Source organism: Streptomyces sp. NPDC057287, from assembly GCF_042667905.1.
Classification (GTDB): Bacteria; Actinomycetota; Actinomycetes; order Streptomycetales; family Streptomycetaceae; genus Streptomyces.
The window spans coordinates 49,492-65,962 of record NZ_JBHUYV010000007.1 but is presented as its reverse complement, the minus strand read 5'-3'; the positions used below and the strand labels follow the sequence as shown (position 1 = coordinate 65,962).

Annotated in this window: 17 protein-coding genes; 9 read left to right on the top strand and 8 right to left on the bottom strand. The window is 71.8% G+C overall.

From position 1 onward, the window contains the following. Nucleotides 1-153 precede the first annotated feature (153 nt). Nucleotides 154-1,683, top strand: a complete 1,530-nt coding sequence (locus tag ACFUNE_RS15445; RefSeq protein ID WP_383566954.1) for an MFS transporter — start codon at nucleotides 154-156, stop codon at nucleotides 1,681-1,683. Here the strand turns inward: ACFUNE_RS15445 and pepE are convergent. Beyond that, nucleotides 1,649-2,377: a dipeptidase PepE gene (gene pepE / locus ACFUNE_RS15440; RefSeq protein ID WP_383566951.1), complete on the bottom strand. Its 729-nt coding sequence runs from the start codon at nucleotides 2,375-2,377 to the stop codon at nucleotides 1,649-1,651. The genes ACFUNE_RS15445 and pepE overlap by 35 nt on opposite strands. Nucleotides 2,378-2,446: 69 nt before the next feature. After that, a complete protein-coding gene (locus ACFUNE_RS15435; protein ID WP_383566948.1) occupies nucleotides 2,447-3,274 on the bottom strand; it encodes an IclR family transcriptional regulator in 828 nt (275 codons plus the stop codon). 148 nt (nucleotides 3,275-3,422) lie between these two features. On the opposite strand from ACFUNE_RS15435, the gene ACFUNE_RS15430 reads away from it, so the two are divergent. The 6 genes from ACFUNE_RS15430 to ACFUNE_RS15405 all read left to right on the top strand — a co-directional run bounded on the left by ACFUNE_RS15430 (nucleotide 3,423) and on the right by ACFUNE_RS15405 (nucleotide 9,825). Further along, the gene (locus tag ACFUNE_RS15430) at nucleotides 3,423-4,376 is read left to right on the top strand and encodes a DUF1177 domain-containing protein (RefSeq protein WP_383566945.1); all 954 of its coding nucleotides are present in this window, start codon (nucleotides 3,423-3,425) and stop codon (nucleotides 4,374-4,376) included. Then, a complete protein-coding gene (locus tag ACFUNE_RS15425) occupies nucleotides 4,376-5,767 on the top strand; it encodes a cytosine permease (protein ID WP_383566942.1) in 1,392 nt (463 codons plus the stop codon). Before ACFUNE_RS15430 ends, ACFUNE_RS15425 begins: the two co-directional genes overlap by 1 nt. Beyond that, nucleotides 5,764-7,071 (top strand): M20/M25/M40 family metallo-hydrolase, encoded by a 1,308-nt coding sequence (locus tag ACFUNE_RS15420; RefSeq protein WP_383566940.1) that lies wholly within the window; start codon nucleotides 5,764-5,766, stop codon nucleotides 7,069-7,071. Before ACFUNE_RS15425 ends, ACFUNE_RS15420 begins: the two co-directional genes overlap by 4 nt. Before the next feature lie 94 nt (nucleotides 7,072-7,165). Next, the gene (locus ACFUNE_RS15415; RefSeq protein ID WP_383566937.1) at nucleotides 7,166-7,861 is read left to right on the top strand and encodes a class I SAM-dependent methyltransferase; all 696 of its coding nucleotides are present in this window, start codon (nucleotides 7,166-7,168) and stop codon (nucleotides 7,859-7,861) included. A gap of 22 nt (nucleotides 7,862-7,883) precedes the next feature. Further along, nucleotides 7,884-8,813: an N-acetylmuramoyl-L-alanine amidase gene (locus tag ACFUNE_RS15410; RefSeq protein WP_383566934.1), complete on the top strand. Its 930-nt coding sequence runs from the start codon at nucleotides 7,884-7,886 to the stop codon at nucleotides 8,811-8,813. A gap of 184 nt (nucleotides 8,814-8,997) precedes the next feature. Beyond that, nucleotides 8,998-9,825 carry a DUF5336 domain-containing protein gene (locus ACFUNE_RS15405; RefSeq protein WP_383566931.1) on the top strand — a complete coding sequence of 276 codons (828 nt, stop codon included), beginning with the start codon at nucleotides 8,998-9,000 and terminating at the stop codon, nucleotides 9,823-9,825. 78 nt (nucleotides 9,826-9,903) lie between these two features. Here the strand turns inward: ACFUNE_RS15405 and ACFUNE_RS15400 are convergent, their stop codons facing one another. Together ACFUNE_RS15400 and ACFUNE_RS15395 are read right to left on the bottom strand one after the other, a co-directional pair. Next, the gene (locus ACFUNE_RS15400) at nucleotides 9,904-10,683 is read right to left on the bottom strand and encodes a maleylpyruvate isomerase N-terminal domain-containing protein (RefSeq protein ID WP_383566928.1); all 780 of its coding nucleotides are present in this window, start codon (nucleotides 10,681-10,683) and stop codon (nucleotides 9,904-9,906) included. A gap of 39 nt (nucleotides 10,684-10,722) precedes the next feature. Then, nucleotides 10,723-11,280, bottom strand: a complete 558-nt coding sequence (locus ACFUNE_RS15395; RefSeq protein ID WP_383566925.1) for a hypothetical protein — start codon at nucleotides 11,278-11,280, stop codon at nucleotides 10,723-10,725. Between the two features lie 140 nt (nucleotides 11,281-11,420). Between ACFUNE_RS15395 and ACFUNE_RS15390 the strand changes: the two genes are divergently transcribed. Beyond that, a complete protein-coding gene (locus ACFUNE_RS15390) occupies nucleotides 11,421-11,714 on the top strand; it encodes a hypothetical protein (RefSeq protein WP_383566922.1) in 294 nt (97 codons plus the stop codon). 87 nt (nucleotides 11,715-11,801) lie between these two features. On the opposite strand, the gene ACFUNE_RS15385 is transcribed toward ACFUNE_RS15390, so the two are convergent. From ACFUNE_RS15385 to ACFUNE_RS15370, 4 genes are all read right to left on the bottom strand, one after another. Beyond that, nucleotides 11,802-12,173, bottom strand: coding sequence for a VOC family protein (locus ACFUNE_RS15385; RefSeq protein ID WP_383566919.1), 372 nt, complete (start codon nucleotides 12,171-12,173; stop codon nucleotides 11,802-11,804). A 218-nt stretch (nucleotides 12,174-12,391) separates the two neighbouring features. Next, on the bottom strand, nucleotides 12,392-13,462 hold the full coding sequence (locus ACFUNE_RS15380) for a prenyltransferase (protein WP_383566916.1): 1,071 nt from the start codon (nucleotides 13,460-13,462) through the stop codon (nucleotides 12,392-12,394). After that, nucleotides 13,459-14,190 (bottom strand): class I SAM-dependent methyltransferase, encoded by a 732-nt coding sequence (locus tag ACFUNE_RS15375; protein WP_383566913.1) that lies wholly within the window; start codon nucleotides 14,188-14,190, stop codon nucleotides 13,459-13,461. Before ACFUNE_RS15375 ends, ACFUNE_RS15380 begins: the two co-directional genes overlap by 4 nt. Before the next feature lie 52 nt (nucleotides 14,191-14,242). Further along, nucleotides 14,243-15,556, bottom strand: a complete 1,314-nt coding sequence (locus ACFUNE_RS15370) for a glycosyltransferase family 4 protein (protein WP_383566909.1) — start codon at nucleotides 15,554-15,556, stop codon at nucleotides 14,243-14,245. A 231-nt stretch (nucleotides 15,557-15,787) separates the two neighbouring features. On the opposite strand from ACFUNE_RS15370, the gene ACFUNE_RS15365 reads away from it, so the two are divergent. After that, the gene (locus tag ACFUNE_RS15365) at nucleotides 15,788-16,393 is read left to right on the top strand and encodes a TetR family transcriptional regulator (protein ID WP_383566905.1); all 606 of its coding nucleotides are present in this window, start codon (nucleotides 15,788-15,790) and stop codon (nucleotides 16,391-16,393) included. The last annotated feature ends 78 nt before the right edge of the window (nucleotides 16,394-16,471 follow it).

Here is a 16,471-nt window from a genome sequence, read left to right as displayed (position 1 = left end):
TCCCGGTTTTTACGCCGCGTTCACCGGAATAACGCGGGCGCAGGGAAGCGTTCAACATGCACACACTTGGCGGCCGGCGCTGCCCGTCGGCGCGCTGCCGCACGCTCCACCCGCTCACCCTTTCCGAACTTCCCCTGCCCGGAGGCCACACGTATGCGACGGACGAACGAACAGCGGGTCGGGGGCCTCCCCGGCCCGCGCAGGGGCAAGGGCGGCGGCGTCGTTCCCGTACTGGCCTTCGCGGGGATCACCGTCGCGGTGATGCAGACCCTGCTCGTCCCCGTCATCAAGGACCTGCCGTCCCTGCTCGGCACCGACCCGGCGAACGCGACCTGGGTGATGACGGCCACTCTGCTCGCCGGAGCCGTCGCGACCCCGATCATGGGACGGCTCGGCGATCTCTACGGCAAGCGGCGGATGCTGCTGGCCAGCCTCGCCGTGATGGTGGTCGGCTCGCTGATCTGCGCCTCCACCGACGATCTCGTGGTCATGATCGCCGGCCGGGCGCTCCAGGGCTTCGCCATGGGTGCGATCCCGCTGGGGATCGGCATCATGCGCGATGTGCTGCCGCGCGAGAAGCTCGGCTCGGCGATGGCCCTGATGAGCTCTTCCATAGGGGTGGGCGGCGGACTCGCGCTGCCCGCCGCCGCGATCGTCGCCCAGCACGCCGACTGGCACGCGCTCTTCCTCGCCTCGGCCGCACTGGGAGTGCTGGCCATGACCCTGACCGTCCTCGTCGTGCCGGAGCCCCCGCTGCGCGCGCCGGGGCGCTTCGACCTCGTCGGCGCGCTGGGGCTCGCCCTCGGGCTGGTCTGCCTGCTGCTGCCCGTCACCAAGGGTGCCGACTGGGGCTGGACCTCTCCCCTGACGCTCGGCCTGATCGCCGCGTCCCTGGTGGTCCTGGTGCTGTGGGGCCTGTTCGAGCTGCGCTCCCCGGCGCCTCTGGTGGACCTGCGCACCAGCGCCCGGCGCGAGGTGCTGCTCACCAACCTCGTCTCGATCATGGTCGGCGTCGCCTTCTACGCCGTCTCGCTGGTGCTGCCGCAACTGCTCCAGCTGCCCGCCTCGACGGGCTACGGCCTGGGGCAGTCGATGGTGGTGGCAGGGCTCTGCGTGGCGCCGCTGGGTCTGACCATGATGTTCGTGGCCCCGCTGTACGCCCGGATCTCCGCCCGCCGCGGCCCCAAGGTCTCCCTGATGCTCGGCATGCTGATCATCGCCGTCGGGTACGGGGCGGGCCTCGGCCTGATGAGCGCCGCCTGGCAGACCGTGGTGATCGCCGTGGTGCTCGGGGCAGGGATCGGGCTCGCGTACTCCTCGCTCCCCGCCCTGATCATCGGGGCGGTCGACGCCTCCGAGACCGGCGCGGCGAACGGCCTGAACACGCTGATGCGGTCGATCGGCACCTCGCTGTCGAGCGCGGTCATCGGCATGGTGCTGGCGAACACCTCGGTGCGGATGGGCGCGGTGGACGTCCCCTCCATGGAGGGGTTCCGGACCTCGTTCATGATCGCCACCGGTGCGGTGCTGATCGGGCTGGTGCTGGCCTCGTTCCTGCCGGCCCAGCGGAAGGCGCGTCCGGTGCTGCTGGCCAGCAGCGCGGGCGACGCGCGCGCCGCCGCGGAGTCCGCCCCCGTGGCGGTGCCGGTCAGCGCTCCGGAGCGTCGAACCTCGGCTCCGTAGCCAGCAGTCGGGACACATCGGTTCCGGCCGCGAGCTCCTGCGGCCGGACACCGCGGCCGAACAGGCGGGCGGGGTGGGCTCCCTGGACCGTCGCCCCGTCTCCCAGGACGCGGAGCCAGGAACCCTCGCGCAGACCGAGCACGGGGACGTCGTTCTCCTCGAGGAACTCGGTGAGCCGCTCCTCGCGGGTCTCGCCCTTGTGGGTGCTGGCCGGGTCCGGGTCCAGGTAGTGCGGATTGATCTGGAACGGGACCAGGCCCAGCGCGTCGAAGGACGGCGGCTGCACGATGGGCATGTCGTTGGAGGTCCGGAGTGTCGGCGCTGCCATGTTGGTGCCGGCGCTGGCGCCCATGTACGGCAGTCCGTTCCGGGCGGCGTCCCGCACGGCCTCGCGCAGGCCGGTGCGGTACAGGGCGTCCAGCAGCCGGAAGGAGTTGCCTCCGCCGATGAACACGGCGTCCGAGGCGGCGAGTTCGGCGACGGGGTCGGCGTTCTCGTGGACGCCGCGCACGGTGATGCCGGACGGCTCCAGGGCCGTACGGACGCGGGCGGTGTAGGCGGCGTGGTCGGCCAGCGCGTACGGCACGAAGGCCAGTCGGGCGTTCCCCGGGAGGAACGCGGTGACGGTGTCCAGAGCGTGCTCCAGGTAACCGCGGCCGTACTGGGTGGAGTTGGAGAGCAGCAGCAGATTCACGGGGGTTCCTCGTGCGGGTGGGACCGGCGGCATCGCACGGAGGCCGGCCGGGCGGTGTGCGGGCGGGGGTCAGGTGCTGCGGGGGCGGCCGGCCCGGGACTTCGGCCGCTGGGGCGGGTGGGTGAGCCGCTGCTCCAGCAGGTGGGCGGCGTGCCGCAGCGCGTCGAGCCGGTCCTCGGGAGCCCCCTGGAAGCGGTCCTCGCCGCCGCCGAGACTGAGGCTGCCGTAGGGCTCACGCCCCAGGAACACCGGTACGGCGACGGTCGCGATCCCGGCGTCGTACTCGCCTACGGTCCACGCGTACCCCTGGGCACGGACCTTCAGGAACTCCTGCTCCAGCAGGTCCGGGTCGGTGACGGTCCGGTCGGTGAAGCGGGCCATGGGGCGCCCCCGGAAGAGCCGGTGGCGCTGGTCGTCGGGCAGGTAGGCGTAGAAGGACTTGCTGGTGGCCCCGGCGTGCGCGGGGTAGAGCTCGCCGACCAGCGGGTAGTAGCGCAGCGGCCCGGTCTCGCCCTCCTCGGCGGCGACGCACCGCATGTGGAAGCTGTCGGGGAGGCAGAACAGGACGGTGTCGCCGGTGGTCCGGCGCAGCTCCTCCAGCACCGGCGCGGCCAGCAGCTCCAGCGATCCGGAGCGCTCCCAGAGCCGGCCGAGCCGCAGCACCGCCGGTCCGATGCGGTAGCGGCGGGTGACCGGGTCGGACACCAGGAAGCCGCGGCCCGCGAGCGTGGCCAGCAGACGCTGGGCGACCGAGGTGTCCCAGCCGAACTCCTCGGCGACCTCGGTGACGCCCCAGTCGGGACGCGTGCGCTCGAAGGCGAGCAGCACCAGGAGCGCCCGGTCGACGGTTTGCAGGGCCCCGGTGGGGGTGCGCCGGTCCAGATCGAATTCGGCCATCAGCATCTCACCATTCAGACCTGAATTGCAGATAACGGGAAATCATTGCGTTCAACGGTAGCGGATCCCGAATGTTGCTCCAGCACCCCGCCCCGCGCTTCCCCGTAGAAGCGCCGGGCGGGTGTCCCGCTCCGGAGAAAGGCCCCCCATGCTCAAGCACGTAATGGACATCGTCGAGCTGCTGGACGACCCGCAGGTCAGCGGCAAGTCGGTCGTCGGACACCTCGACTCCGTCGCCGGGGCCGAGGGCTCGTCCGCCGAGGTCACGACCGTCACCGGCGAGCGAGGGTCCACGGACTTCGTCCTCGTCCGCATCCCGGGCTCCCGGGGGCGCACGTCGGGGGGCGGCGCCCGGACCCTGGGCGTGGTCGGCCGGCTCGGGGGCGTCGGCGCCCGCCCCGAGGTGACCGGACTCGTGTCCGACGCCGACGGCGCGGCCTCGGCGCTCGCCACCGCCGCCAAGCTGCTGGACATGCGCCGCCGGGGCGACACGCTGCCCGGCGACGTGGTCATCGCCACGCACATCTGCCCGAGCGCCCCGACCGAGCCGCACGACCCGGTTCCGTTCATGGGGTCCCCGGTGGACATCGCCACGATGAACCGGCACGAGGTCACCGGAGAGATGGAGGCCGTGCTCTCCATCGACACCACCAAGGGCAACCGGATCATCAACCACAAGGGCCTGGCCCTCTCGCCCACCGTCAAGGAGGGATGGGTGCTCCGCGTCTCCGAGCAGCTCGGCGAGCTGCTTGCGGTGGTGACCGGTGAGCCGTTGGTCACGTACCCGGTGACCACGCAGGACATCACCCCGTACGGTAACGGTGCACACCACATCAATTCGATTCTCCAGCCCTCCACCGCGACCGCGGCTCCGGTCGTCGGTCTCGCGGTCACCTCGGCCGCCGCGGTGCCGGGCTGCCAGACGGGCGCGAGCCACGAGACGGACATCGCGTCCGCCGCCCGGTACGCCATCGAGGTCGCCAAGGCCTTCGGCGCCGGAACCCTGGACTTCCACGACGCGGTGGAGTTCGACAACCTCGTCAACCGCTACGGGTCGCTGGCTCACCTGCAGACCTTCGGCCGCACACCCCAGGAGTCCTGATGGCATCCGACAGCCGGGCCGCCACCACGGCCCCCGAGGCCAAGAGCATCGGCAGCGACGACTACGCGCTCTCCCGGGTGCCGCGCGACAAGCGCTTCGGCTTCTGGTCGATGCTCCTGCAGTGGCTGGCCCAGTCCGGGTCGATCTCCCAGTTCACGCTCGGCGCCACCATCGGCGTGGGAATGACCTTCGGGAACGCCTTCCTCGCCTTCACGCTCGGCGCCGTGATCCTGGAGATCGTGATCTTCGCGATCGGTCTGGCCGGGATGCGCGAGGGCCTCGCGACCCCGATGCTGACCCGCTGGATCGGCTTCGGCCGCAACGGTTCGGCCCTGGTCAGCTTCGTCATCGCGGTCAGCCTGGTCGGCTGGTTCGGCGTCCAGAACACCATCTTCGGCGACAGCGTCTCGGCGCTCGTCGGCGGCCCGTCCTGGATGTGGTGCGTCCTCGCGGGCATCGCGATCACCGCCCTGGTGATCTTCGGCTTCCGCTACATGGCCCTGTTCGCGAAGATCGTCACTCCGCTCTTCTTCGCCATGGTCGCCTGGTCGGTGATCACCACGCTGAACGACCACTCGCTCGGCGACCTGATCAGCTCGCCGCCGCCCGGTGAGACGATCCCCCTGGCGGTGGCCGCCACCGCGATCGCGGGCGGCTACATGACGGGCGCCATCGTCTCCCCGGAGATGACCCGCTACAACAGGAAGGGCTCGCACGTCTTCGTGCAGAGCGCGTCCTCGATGATCCTCTCCGAGTACATCGTCGGCATGGTCGGTGTGCTCCTCGGTCACCTGGTGAAGTCCAGCGAGGTCTCGCACATCGTGCTCTCCACCTCGGGCGCCTTCGGCGTGATCGTGGTCCTGATGTCCACCGCCAAGATCAACGACTGGAACCTGTACGGATCCTCGCTGGGCGTCGTCAACTTCTTCCAGGTCGTCTTCGGCAAGCGGCTGCACCGCGGGGTGGTCACCGTCGCCCTCGGCGCCGCCGGCACGCTCCTCTCCGCGGTCGGCATCATGACCCACTTCACGGAGTTCCTCTCCCTGCTGGGCGTGATGATCCCGCCGATCGGCGGGATCATCGTCGCGGAGTACTGGGTCGTGAAGCGGATGCGGCGCCCCCTGGACGAGACCCGCGAGGCGCAGACCCTGCCCGCGGCCTCGCCCACCTGGGTGCCGATGTCCCTGGCCATCTGGGTCGTGGCGTTCTGCGTCGGCAAGTTCTACGACGGCGGCATCCCCGCCCTCAACTCGCTGGCCACCGCCTTCCTGCTGTACTGCGTGCTCGGCCTGCTGGGCTGGGTCCGGCCGTACGGCACCTCCACCCTGGACGACGACGCGCACACCCCCGCTCCCGCCGCCCACGTCACCACCACGGCAGGAGCAGCATGAGCGTCGTCCCCGCGTCCGAAGAGGCCCAGGAGGAGGTCATCGGCCTCTGCGCCGAACTGATCCGCTTCGACACCTCCAACCCCACGAGCGACGAACGCGCGGCGGCGGACTGGGTGGTCGCCCGCCTCGCGGAGGCCGGCATCGAGTCCGTGCTGGTGGAGTCCGCACCCGGCCGGGCCAACGTCGTCGCGCGCATCGCGGGCTCCGACCCGTCCCGGGGCGCCCTGCTGGTCCACGGCCACCTCGACGTCGTGCCCGCCGACGCCTCCGAGTGGCAGGTCCCGCCGTTCTCCGGTGAGATCCGCGACGGCTACCTCTGGGGGCGCGGCGCGATCGACATGAAGGACACGGTCGCGGTCATGCTGGCCACCGCCCGGCACTTCGCCAGGACGGGTACGCGGCCGGCCCGCGACCTGGTCCTCGCCTTCCTCGCCGACGAGGAGGCGGGCGGGAAGTTCGGGGCGCACTGGCTGGTCGAGCACCGCCCCGAGCTGTTCGCCGGGGCCACCGAGGCGATCGGCGAAGGGGGCGGCTTCTCCTTCGCCATCGACGACACCAGGCGGCTGTACCCGATCGAGAACGCCCAGCGCGGCATGGCCTGGATGGAGCTCACCGCCACCGGGCGGGCCGGCCACGGCTCGTCCCCCAACGACGAGAACGCGGTCACCGATCTCGCCGAGTCCCTCACCCGCATCGGCCGCGAGACGTTCCCGATCAGGCTGATCGAACCCGTCCGCGCCCTGCTGGAGGAGGCCGCGCGCCTCTACGGGGTCGACTTCGACGAGGACGACATCGAAGGCACGCTGTCCCGGCTCGGGCCGGTGGCGGACTTCATGCAGGTGGTGCTGCGCAACTCGGCCAACCCCACCATGTTCACGGCGGGATACCAGACCAACGTCATCCCCGGGAGGGCCACCGCCCGGGTCGACGGCCGCTTCCTGCCCGGCCACGAGCAGGAGCTGATCGACACGGTCGACCGGCTGCTGCTGCCCTCCGTCAGCCGCGAGTGGGTCAACCACGACATCGCGATGGAGACGACGTTCGACGGCCCGCTCGTCGACGCGATGTGCGACGCGGTCCGCGCCGAGGACCCGGACGGCCACCCCGTCCCGTACTGCAACCCCGGCGGCACGGACGCCAAGGCGTTCACGCACCTGGGCATCCGCTGCTTCGGCTTCAAGGGGCTGAAGCTCCCGCACGACCTGGACTACGGCCGGCTCTTCCACGGCGTGGACGAACGCGTCCCGCTGGAGGGCCTGCGCTTCGGCGTCCGGGTCATGACCCGACTCTGGCAGAGCTGCTGACCTGACCCGGCAGCCTTGCCAGGGGCCTGCCCCGACCCGGGCCCACCCCATCCGTACGCCCCCGCCGACCTGTGTCGCGGGGGCGTACGGCACGATGGGACGCCGTCCGATCCACCGTCCCACCTGGAGGAACCCCGTGGCCGCCGAGCCCGCCCGTCCCGAGCCGGATGTTCTCGCCGCCTTCGAGGCCGCCAAGGGCTTCATGCCGGTCCGCGAAGGGCTGGCGCTGTACGCCGCCTCCGTCGAGGCCGCCGCGCTGGGGCTCCCGCTCCTGGAGGTCGGCACGTACTGCGGACGGTCCACGGTCCTGCTGGCCGCCGCCGCCCGGGCGGCCGGAGTGACGGCCCTCACCGTCGACCACCACCGGGGCAGCGAGGAGCAGCAGCCGGGGTGGGAGTACCACGACCCTTCGGTCGTCGACCCGGAGATCGGTCTGATGGACACGCTCCCGGAGTTCCGGCGGACCCTGCACCGGGCAGGCCTTGAGGAGCACGTGGTGGCGCTCGTCGGACGTTCCCCGCAGGTCGCGGCGGTGTGGGGCGGGCAGCTCGGCTTCGTGTTCATCGACGGCGGGCACACCGACGAGCACGCGACCGGCGACTACGAGGGCTGGGCGCCGAAGGTCGCCGAGGGCGGGCTGCTCGTGATCCACGACGTGTTCCCCGATCCGGCCGACGGTGGGCAGGCCCCGTACCGCGTCCACCAACGAGCCCTGGCTTCAGGGGCGTTCACCGAGATCTCGGTGACGGACTCGCTGCGCGTCCTGCGGCGTACGGGGGCGGGGACCTGAGGGGCACGGATAGCATCGCGACGTGCGCCACGACGACTTCCCTCCCCCCACCTCGCGCACGGGCCCGCGCCGCAGGCCCGTGCCGGCCGCCGCGGTGCTGGCCGGCGTCTGCCTGACCGCCGCCGGGTGTGCGGCCGGTTCCGGATCCGCCGAAGGGTCCCCGACCGCGTCCCGGCAGGCGTCGTCCGCGCCGGCCTCCTCCTCCTCGCCCCGGGTGTCACCGGCTCCGGACGCGAGCCCGTCGACGGGGCCCACGTCCGCGCGACCTCTGCCCCGGGGCCCGCTCACGGGCCGCACCGTGGTGATCGACCCCGGGCACAACCCGGGGAACCGCGACCACACCCGGGAGATCAACGCCTCGGTGGACATCGGCACCGGACGCAAGGAGTGCGACACCACGGGCACGGCCACCGACGCGGGTTACGCGGAGGCCCGCTTCACCCTCGACGTCTCCCGCCGGCTGCGCACGCTGCTGGAGGAGCAGGGCGCGAGGGTCGTCCTCACCCAGGACGGCGACCGCTCCTTCGGCCCGTGCGTCGACGAGCGGGCCCGGATCGGCAACAAGGAACGGGCCGACGCGGTCGTCTCGGTCCACGCGGACGGTTCCGCGACCGGCAACAGGGGATTCCACGTCATTCTCCCCGCGGCGGTGAGCGGCGGCGGCGCCGACACCGCGAAGATCGTGGCTCCCTCGCGTGAACTGGGAGTACGGATCGCCGGGAATTTCGTACGCGTTACCGGAAGTGCCCCTTCCAATTACATCGGCGGCGGCACCGGGCTGGACACCCGTGACGATCTCGGCGGCCTGAATCTGTCGACCGTGCCCAAAGTGTTCATCGAATGCGGCAATATGCGTGACCCGAAGGATGCCGCCCTGCTCACCAGCGAGGGCTGGCGCCGGAAAGCGGCTCTCGGCATTGCCGAGGGTGTCGGCAGCTATCTGAAGCGGTAGTTCCGCGGTGATGTGGCGACATTGGGGGGATAGCCGGTCCGAGGTCCGGGCAGCATCACAACCCGCCCGGGCAGACGATAGATTCATCCGTACGATGGGGAGCCGCCCCCGAGCTTCGCGCCGTACCCGCCGTCCGGCGGCATCGACGACCGCCCCGACGATACGACCGACTAAGGACCTTCACGTGAATATCCGATCCCTCACTCGAGGCGACGGCGTGGTGATCGGAGCAGCGGTCGTGCTGTTCATCGCCTCTTTCCTCGACCTCTCCGGCTACGACTGCCCCTCGGGCGTGGACTGCTCGGGCTACAGCGCGAACGCCTGGGACTCGCTCTCCATCCTCATGGGCATCTACCTGGCCGGCCTCATCGGCGCCGCGCTGCTGATCGTCAGCCGCGCGATGCCGGGCCGCAAGGTGGTCGGCTTCGAACTCGGCCAGTTCGGGGCCGCGTTCACCGTGTACGCGCTGTGGACCATGTTCTGGACGATCATCGACGCCGGTGACGCGGGCGCCGGTCTGATCCTGGGTCTGCTGGCCACCCTCGTGCTGGCGGGCGGCGCCGTCGCCACTCCGCTGGTCCCCGCCCTCAAGGCCCCGCTGATGGGCGCTCCGCGCCCGGCGCAGCCCGTGCAGCCGGCCTACGGCCAGCAGCCCGGACAGGGCTACGGCTACCCCGGTGCCCAGCAGCAGTTCGGCGCGCAGCCCGGCCAGCCCCAGCCGTACGGCGGCCAGCCGGGCCAGCCCGGTCAGCCGGAGCAGCACCAGCAGCCGGCCGCGCAGCAGGCTCCGCAGGGCGGCGGCGCACCCGCCGGCGACTTCACCCCGTTCTGGTTCGCGGTGCCGGTCGCCCGTCCGCTGTACGGCGAGGACGGCGCCCCGAACCCGATCGCCGAACTCGCGCCCGGTACGTGGTACCTCGCGGTCGAGCAGCGTGGTCCCGGGCTCATCGCCCAGACGCAGGACGGCCGTCGCGGCGTCCTCCAGGACACCACGGGCATCCAGCGCGGCTGAGCCGCCGCAGACCATGTGCCGACGGCCCCCGCCCTTCCGGGCGGGGGCCGTCGGCATGTGCGGGGACCCGGGCGGTGCTCAGCCGAAGGACGACCTGTCCAGCCAGAAGTCCAGCAGCCCCCGGTCACCGAGGACTTCGAGCCCGCCCTCGTCGGGCTTCTGCCGGCGGTTGAACGCCAGCATCAGTCCGGTCAGAGGGCCCCGCAGCGCCACGGTCGCCTTCTCGTGGGCGTGGCGCCAGGTGAAGCCGTCCTCGCCGAACTCGATCAGCCACTCCGCCCCCGGCACATCCGTGGCGTGCAGGTGCAAGGACCTGCCGCCGCCGCGCAGTTCGGCCGCCTCCGGGTCGCCCTCCGCCTGGGCGAAGGCGACGATCTGCAGCCACTCGGTGATCGTGTCGGCGGCCAGGTCGGGGGCCACCTCGTAGGCCGTCGCCGTGGCGAAGGCCGCGTCCGCCCGGTGGACGGCGGTCTCATGGGCCATGCGCCGCGCCCAGAAGGCGGTCCGGCGTTCCCACGCCCAGGTCCAGACCCCGGCGTCCGGGCCCGCCTCACGCAGGGCCTCCGCGGTCGCGGCGGCGCCCTCCGTCAGCCAGGCGCGCAGAGCGGCGGCGTCGTCGCCCGCCGGGCCTCCGGTGTCCGGCACCTGGTCCTCGGGGATCTCCTCGGCCGCCCTGAGGCGGACCATCTCACCGGCCCAGCGGTGCGCGCCGCCGACGTGGAGGACGAGTTCACGCAGGTTCCAGTCGGGGCAGGTGGGGACCCGCCGGGACAGGCCGGCGTCCGTGACCAGCGCGCCCAGCAGGCCGGTCTGGGCCAGGATCTCGTCGCAGTAGCGCTCGTGCGCAAGGTGGGTCATCCTCGCACCCTATGCGCCGGGCCACGGCGTCCCGGCCGGTCATCCGCTCAGCTGGGAGGTGGACGGGACCTTGTTCCGCACCTCGGCGCCCGCACTCCTCCCGGCGTCCTTGATGCTGTTGATGACGCTCTCGAAGGCCCCGACGTCGCCGGCTCCCGCCTCGCCCTTGCCCAGCCTGGTGGCCACCTCCTTGAGCGACGCGATCCCGGCGGTCAGCGGCGCGACGGCCTTCGCGAGGAGCGGGTCGCCCTTGGCGTTGTCCGCCGCCGCCTTGAGCCGGTTGTACGTGAACGCCCCCGCGACGCCCGCCTTGACCACCGCGAACGTCCGCCCGTCCGCGCCCTTCTTGAACTTGCCGGCTCTGTACGGCTTCACGATCCACTGGTAGGCGGCCCCGGCGGCCAGGCCCGCGTTGGCCGCGAAGCGGGCCTTGGCCCACTTCTGCTGCTGGGCCGACGTCGTGGGACCCGGACTCGCGGAGCCGGCTGCCTGCGTGCCGCCACCGTCGCTGTCACCGCAGGCTGTGGCCCCCGCCAGCAGGGCACAGGAGAGCAGCAGCGCCACGACGAGCCGGCTGATGGGTGCGGAACGGGGCACGACGGGCCTCCCTGGCCGGGGTCTTCACAGCGAGTGACGTGATCCGGCACTCCTCGCCAGGCTCACCCGTGCGGGGGCCCGGCGCCACCCGGTGCGCGCCGTACGGGTTTCACCCACGGTAAAGCGGCAATCCGGAGAGCATGTCTCCCAGATCAGGTTCAGGAAGCAGTACCGCCGCACGTGTCATAGCCGTCGTCGCGGACATCATGGCATTCATCATCATTCTGTGGATCCTGATGTACCTGCTCGACGCCAACCGGGGCAACGACCTGGTCCAGTGGGTCCAGGACTCCGCCCACTGGCTTGCCGGCTGGTCGTACGACCTGTTCACCTTCGACGAAGCGTGGGCACGGGTCGTCGCGGGTTACGGTCTGGCCGCCGTCGTCTACCTGTTCATCGGTCACGCGGTGGCGGGCAGGGTCCGTCGCCACTGATCCGCCGTCGGCAGCCGCGGCCTCTCGTCGGGTGCGAGCCCCCACTCGCTCCGGGCAAGGGGCCGCGGCGCGTTCGCGATCGGGGGCTCAGCCGGTGAGGGTCTTCTTCGGGCGTACCACGCAGAACTCGTTGCCCTCGGGATCGGCCAGCACCGTCCACGATTCGCTGCCGCTCTGCCCGACGTCGGCCCTGCGGGCGCCGAGTGCGAGGATGCGTTCGATCTCCGCCTCCCGGTCCTCGGCGGCGGACGTCAGATCGAGGTGCAGCCGGTTCTTGACGGTCTTGCGGTCCGTCACGGGCATGAAGCAGAGGCCGACCGGGGCGGTGACGTCCGGCCCGACCACGATCTCGCGCTCCCGCTCGGACAGGATCCGCCAGCCCAGTACCTCGGCCCAGAACCGGGCCAGGGCGGGCAGGTCGTGGGCGTCGATGACGATGTGGTGCAGCGACAGAGGCATGTCGGGCAGTGTGCCCGGCTGCCACCCGGGCGCAACCCCTGAGATCTCCCGGCTCCAGGGGCTGTCCCGTAATCCCTGGCGGGCGTACGACGACAGCTACGGCACCTCGCCGCGTTGTCGGAACGCCCGAATACATCCAGTATGCGGACGCCCCTCCGCCTTGCGACGCACCGCGTCTGACGCCGCGCGCTGATCCACCAGGGATTACGGGACAGCCCTCAGCAGCAGTCCGGTTCGAGCCCCGTCGGCAGCCGTTCGCCGCTGAAGACCGCGGTGGTCGCCTCGTCGCCCCCGAGCGCGGCCACCGCGAGCAGCAGTGAGCCGGCCGTCCAGGTGGTGAGCTCCTCCGGCCATATGGCCCGTTCGCCCTCGAAGACGTATCCCGTCCAGTAGAGGCCGCCCTCGGCCCGCAGGTGCTGGATGGACTGGAGGATCTCCAGGGCCCGGTCCGACTCCCCCGTCACCCAGAGGGCCAGGGCCAGTTCGCAGCTCTCGCCGCCCGTGACCCAGGGGTTGGGCAGCACACAGCGCACGCCGAGGCCGGGGACCACGAAGCTGTCCCAGCCGTCCTCGATCCGCCGCGTCGCCGCGGCGCCGGTGACCGCGCCGCCGAGGACCGGGTAGTACCAGTCCATCGAGTACCGGTTCTTGTCCAGGAAGCGCTCGGGGTGGCTGCGGATCGCGTGCCCGAGCGCACCGGCGGCCAGCTCCCAGTCGGGCTGGGCCTCCTCGCGCTGTTCCGCCAGCGCCAGCGCGCAGCGCAGCGCCTGGTGGACGGAGGAGGAGCCGGTCAGCAGGGCGTCGGTGACGGGCGTGCCGTCGGCTTCCCGCTTCCAGCCGATCTCGCCGCCGGGCTGCTGGAGCCGCAGCACGAATTCGATCGCGGCGTAGACCGTCGGCCACATCCGGTCGACGAAGGCGTCGTCACCGGTGGCGAGGTAGTGGTGCCAGACGCCGACGGCCACGTAGGCGCAGAAGTTGGTCTCGCGCCCGAGGTCGGTCGGCCGGTCCGGGTCGCCGTCGTGGTAGGCGGCGTACCAGGAGCCGTCCTCGTTCTGGTGGCGGGCCAGCCAGGCGTAGGCGCGGGCGGCTGCCTCGTGCTCACCGGCCGCGTCCAGCGCCATCGCGGCCTCGGTGTGGTCCCACGGGTCGAGGTGGTGGCCGCGGAACCAGGGCAGCGCCCCGTCCTCGCGCTGCACGGCGAGCAGCGCGGCCACGGTCTCGGCGGCCTGTTCCGCGGTCAGGACGCCCGGCAGGACGAGGTGTTCGGTCTGCTCCGGCGTGCTCACGCCTCGGCCTTCGGCAGGTGCGGCTTGGTCGCGTACGCGACGAAGCTCTTGCCGACGACCGGGTTGAGCAGCTGCTCGGCGACCCGGGTGGCCATGGGCTTCTTCATGATGTCCCAGACGAGCAGCTTGTGATAGGCGCGCACCGGCAGCGCCTTCTCGTTGTCCACCCCGAACGCGCACTTCAGCCACCAGTAGGGGCTGTGCAGCGCGTGCGCGTGGTGGGTTCCGTAGGGCTTGAGTCCGGCTTCCCGGATCCTGCCGAGGAGTTCGTCGGCCTTGTAGATGCGGATGTGGCCGCCCTCGACCTCGTGGTACGCGTCGGAGAGCGTCCAGCAGACCTTCTCCGGGCCGTAGCGGGGCACGGTGATCGCGATCCGGCCGCCGGGCTTCAGCACGCGGACCATCTCGGCGAGCACACCCTTGTCGTCCGGGATGTGCTCCATGACCTCGGAGATGATCACGACGTCGAAGGAGGCGTCGGGGAACGGCAGGTTGAGCGCGTCGCCCTCCATCGCGGTGGCGGTCGCGCCCGCGGGCGCCTCACCGGCCTCCTTCATCGCGGCGAACCACTTCGCGACCTCGCGGATCTCCTCGGCGTTCTGGTCGAGGGCCACCACCTGGGCGCCGCGCCGGTAGCACTCGAAGGCGTGCCGGCCGGCGCCGCAGCCCAGATCGAGCACCCGGTCGCCTGCGGCGAGCGGGAAGCGGGTGAAGTCGACGGTCAGCACGGGGGCCTGCCTTCGAGGTCGGAGGTACGGGTTCCGGGAGCCACGGGGACGCTCACCTGCGGGCTCCCCGGGCGGCGATCGACTGACGGTACAGCTCGACGGTACCGAGAGCGGCCCTGGCCCAGGTGAAGTTGGCCAGCACCCGGGCGCGGCCGGCCGCGCCGAGGCGGGCGCGCAGTTCGCGGTCGCCGAGCAGCCGGTCGAGAGCGGCGGCGAGGGCGCCCGCGTCGCCGGGCGGGACGGCGAGGCAGGTCTCCCCGTCGGGGCCGGTGACCTCGGGGATCGCGCCGCCGGTGGTGGCCACCAGCGGGGTCCCGGTGGCCATCGCCTCGGCGGCGGGAAGCGAGAAGCCCTCGTACAGCGAGGGGACGCAGGAGACCTGGGCGCTGCGGACCAGGTCGACGAGCTCGGCGTCGCTGATGCCCTTGACGAACTCGACGGCGTCCTGGAGCCCGTAGCGCTCGATGGCCTGGGCGACGGGGCCGCGCTCGGCACGCCTGCCGACGACGACGAGGTGCGCCGCCGGGTTCTCGGTGCGGACCTTGGCGAGCGCCTCCACCAGGTGGACGAGGCCCTTCAGGGGCACGTCGGCGCTGGAGGTGGTGACGATCCGGCCGGGGACCTCGGCCACCGAGGGGTCGGGGGACCAGAGGTCGGTGTCGGCGCCGATGTGCACGACGTTGATACGGTCGCGGCGGACCCCGAGGTGCTCGGTGATCTCCTGCTGGGAGGAGCCGGAGACGGTGAGGACCGACGGCAGACGGCGGGCGACGCGCTTCTGCATGCGGGTGAAGGCGTACCAGCGGCGCACGGACAGACGGCGGCGCCTCGACCCGGCGGCGTCCAGGTCCAGTCGGCGGTCGACGGTGATCGGGTGGTGGATCGTGGTGACGAGAGGCGCGCCGAGGTCCCCGAGCAGGCCGTAGCCGAGCGTCTGGTTGTCGTGCACGACGTCGAAGTCGCCGCGCCTGGCGAGGAGATGGCGCCGGGCCCGCAGGCTGAAGGTGAGGGGCTCGGGGAAGCCGCCGGTCCACATGGTGGCGACCTCGGCGAGGTCGATCCAGTCGCGGTACTCACCGCGCCGGGGGGTGCGGAACGGGTCGGGCTGGCGGTACAGGTCGAGGCTCGGCAGCTCGGTGAGCGGGACACCCTCGTCGAGTACGGGATAGGGCTGGGCGCCGATCACTTCGACGCTGTGGCCCAGCCGGGCCAGCTCGCGGCCGAGGTGGCGGACGTATACGCCCTGGCCGCCGCAGAAGGGGTTGCCCTTGTAGGTCAGGAGTGCGATGCGCAACGGCCGGTCACCGTCGGTGCCCGACGTACCACCGCCCGCGAGGGGGCCTGACTCTATGGCCTCAGCGGTCACACTCGGCCCCCTTCTCACTGCGTTTTCGCCGGAGCGTAACCGGTCGCGCTAATCTAGAACAAGTTTCAGACTCGTTCGTTCAACACGCACCGAATCTACCGGCAGGTAGCGTCGGCGTGACGGCCGGATCAGGTGATTCACGCCACGACGGACGCCCTGGCCGGCTGTGCGCGCCCGGAGACCGGCGGCCGGCCGGACAGGTAACCGGTTCTCCCTTTTTGGATGGGGCAGATGACAGCGGAAGCCAGGCCGGCAGCGAGTCCCCTGACGGAACGCCAGGAGGCCCGCCGACGCGGCATTCTGCGGGCCGGCGCGCAGCTCGCCGGGCGGGGCGGTTTCGAGGCCGTGCAGATGCGTGAGGTGGCCGACGCCGCCGGGGTCGCCCTGGGCACGCTCTACCGCTACTTCCCCTCCAAGGTCCATCTGCTGGTCGCGATCATGCAGGACCAGCTCCAGCGTCTGCAGATCACGCTCCGCAGGCAGCCGCCCGGCGGGGACGACGCCGCCCAGCGGGTCGCCGAGACCCTGATGCGGGCCTTCCGGGCACTCCAGCGCGATCCCCACCTGGCGGACGCCATGGTGCGGGCTCTGACCTTCGCCGACCGCGGGGTGAGTCCCGAGGTGGACGCCGTCTCCCGGCTGACGACGGCGATCGTGCTGGACGCGATGGATCTGGAGGACCCCACGCAGGAGCAGCTGTCCGTGGTCCGCGTCATCGAGCACACCTGGCACTCGGCCCTGATCACCTGGCTGTCGGGCAGGGAGTCGATCGCGCAGGTGAAGCGGGACATCGAGACGGTGTGCGGACTGATCGACCGGCCGGCCGCCACGGGCTGACCGGCCCGCCGGCGGAGACCCGCCGGGACCTGCCCATGTGCGGCGCCCACACCGGCACCCGGCCAGGTGGGGTGCCCT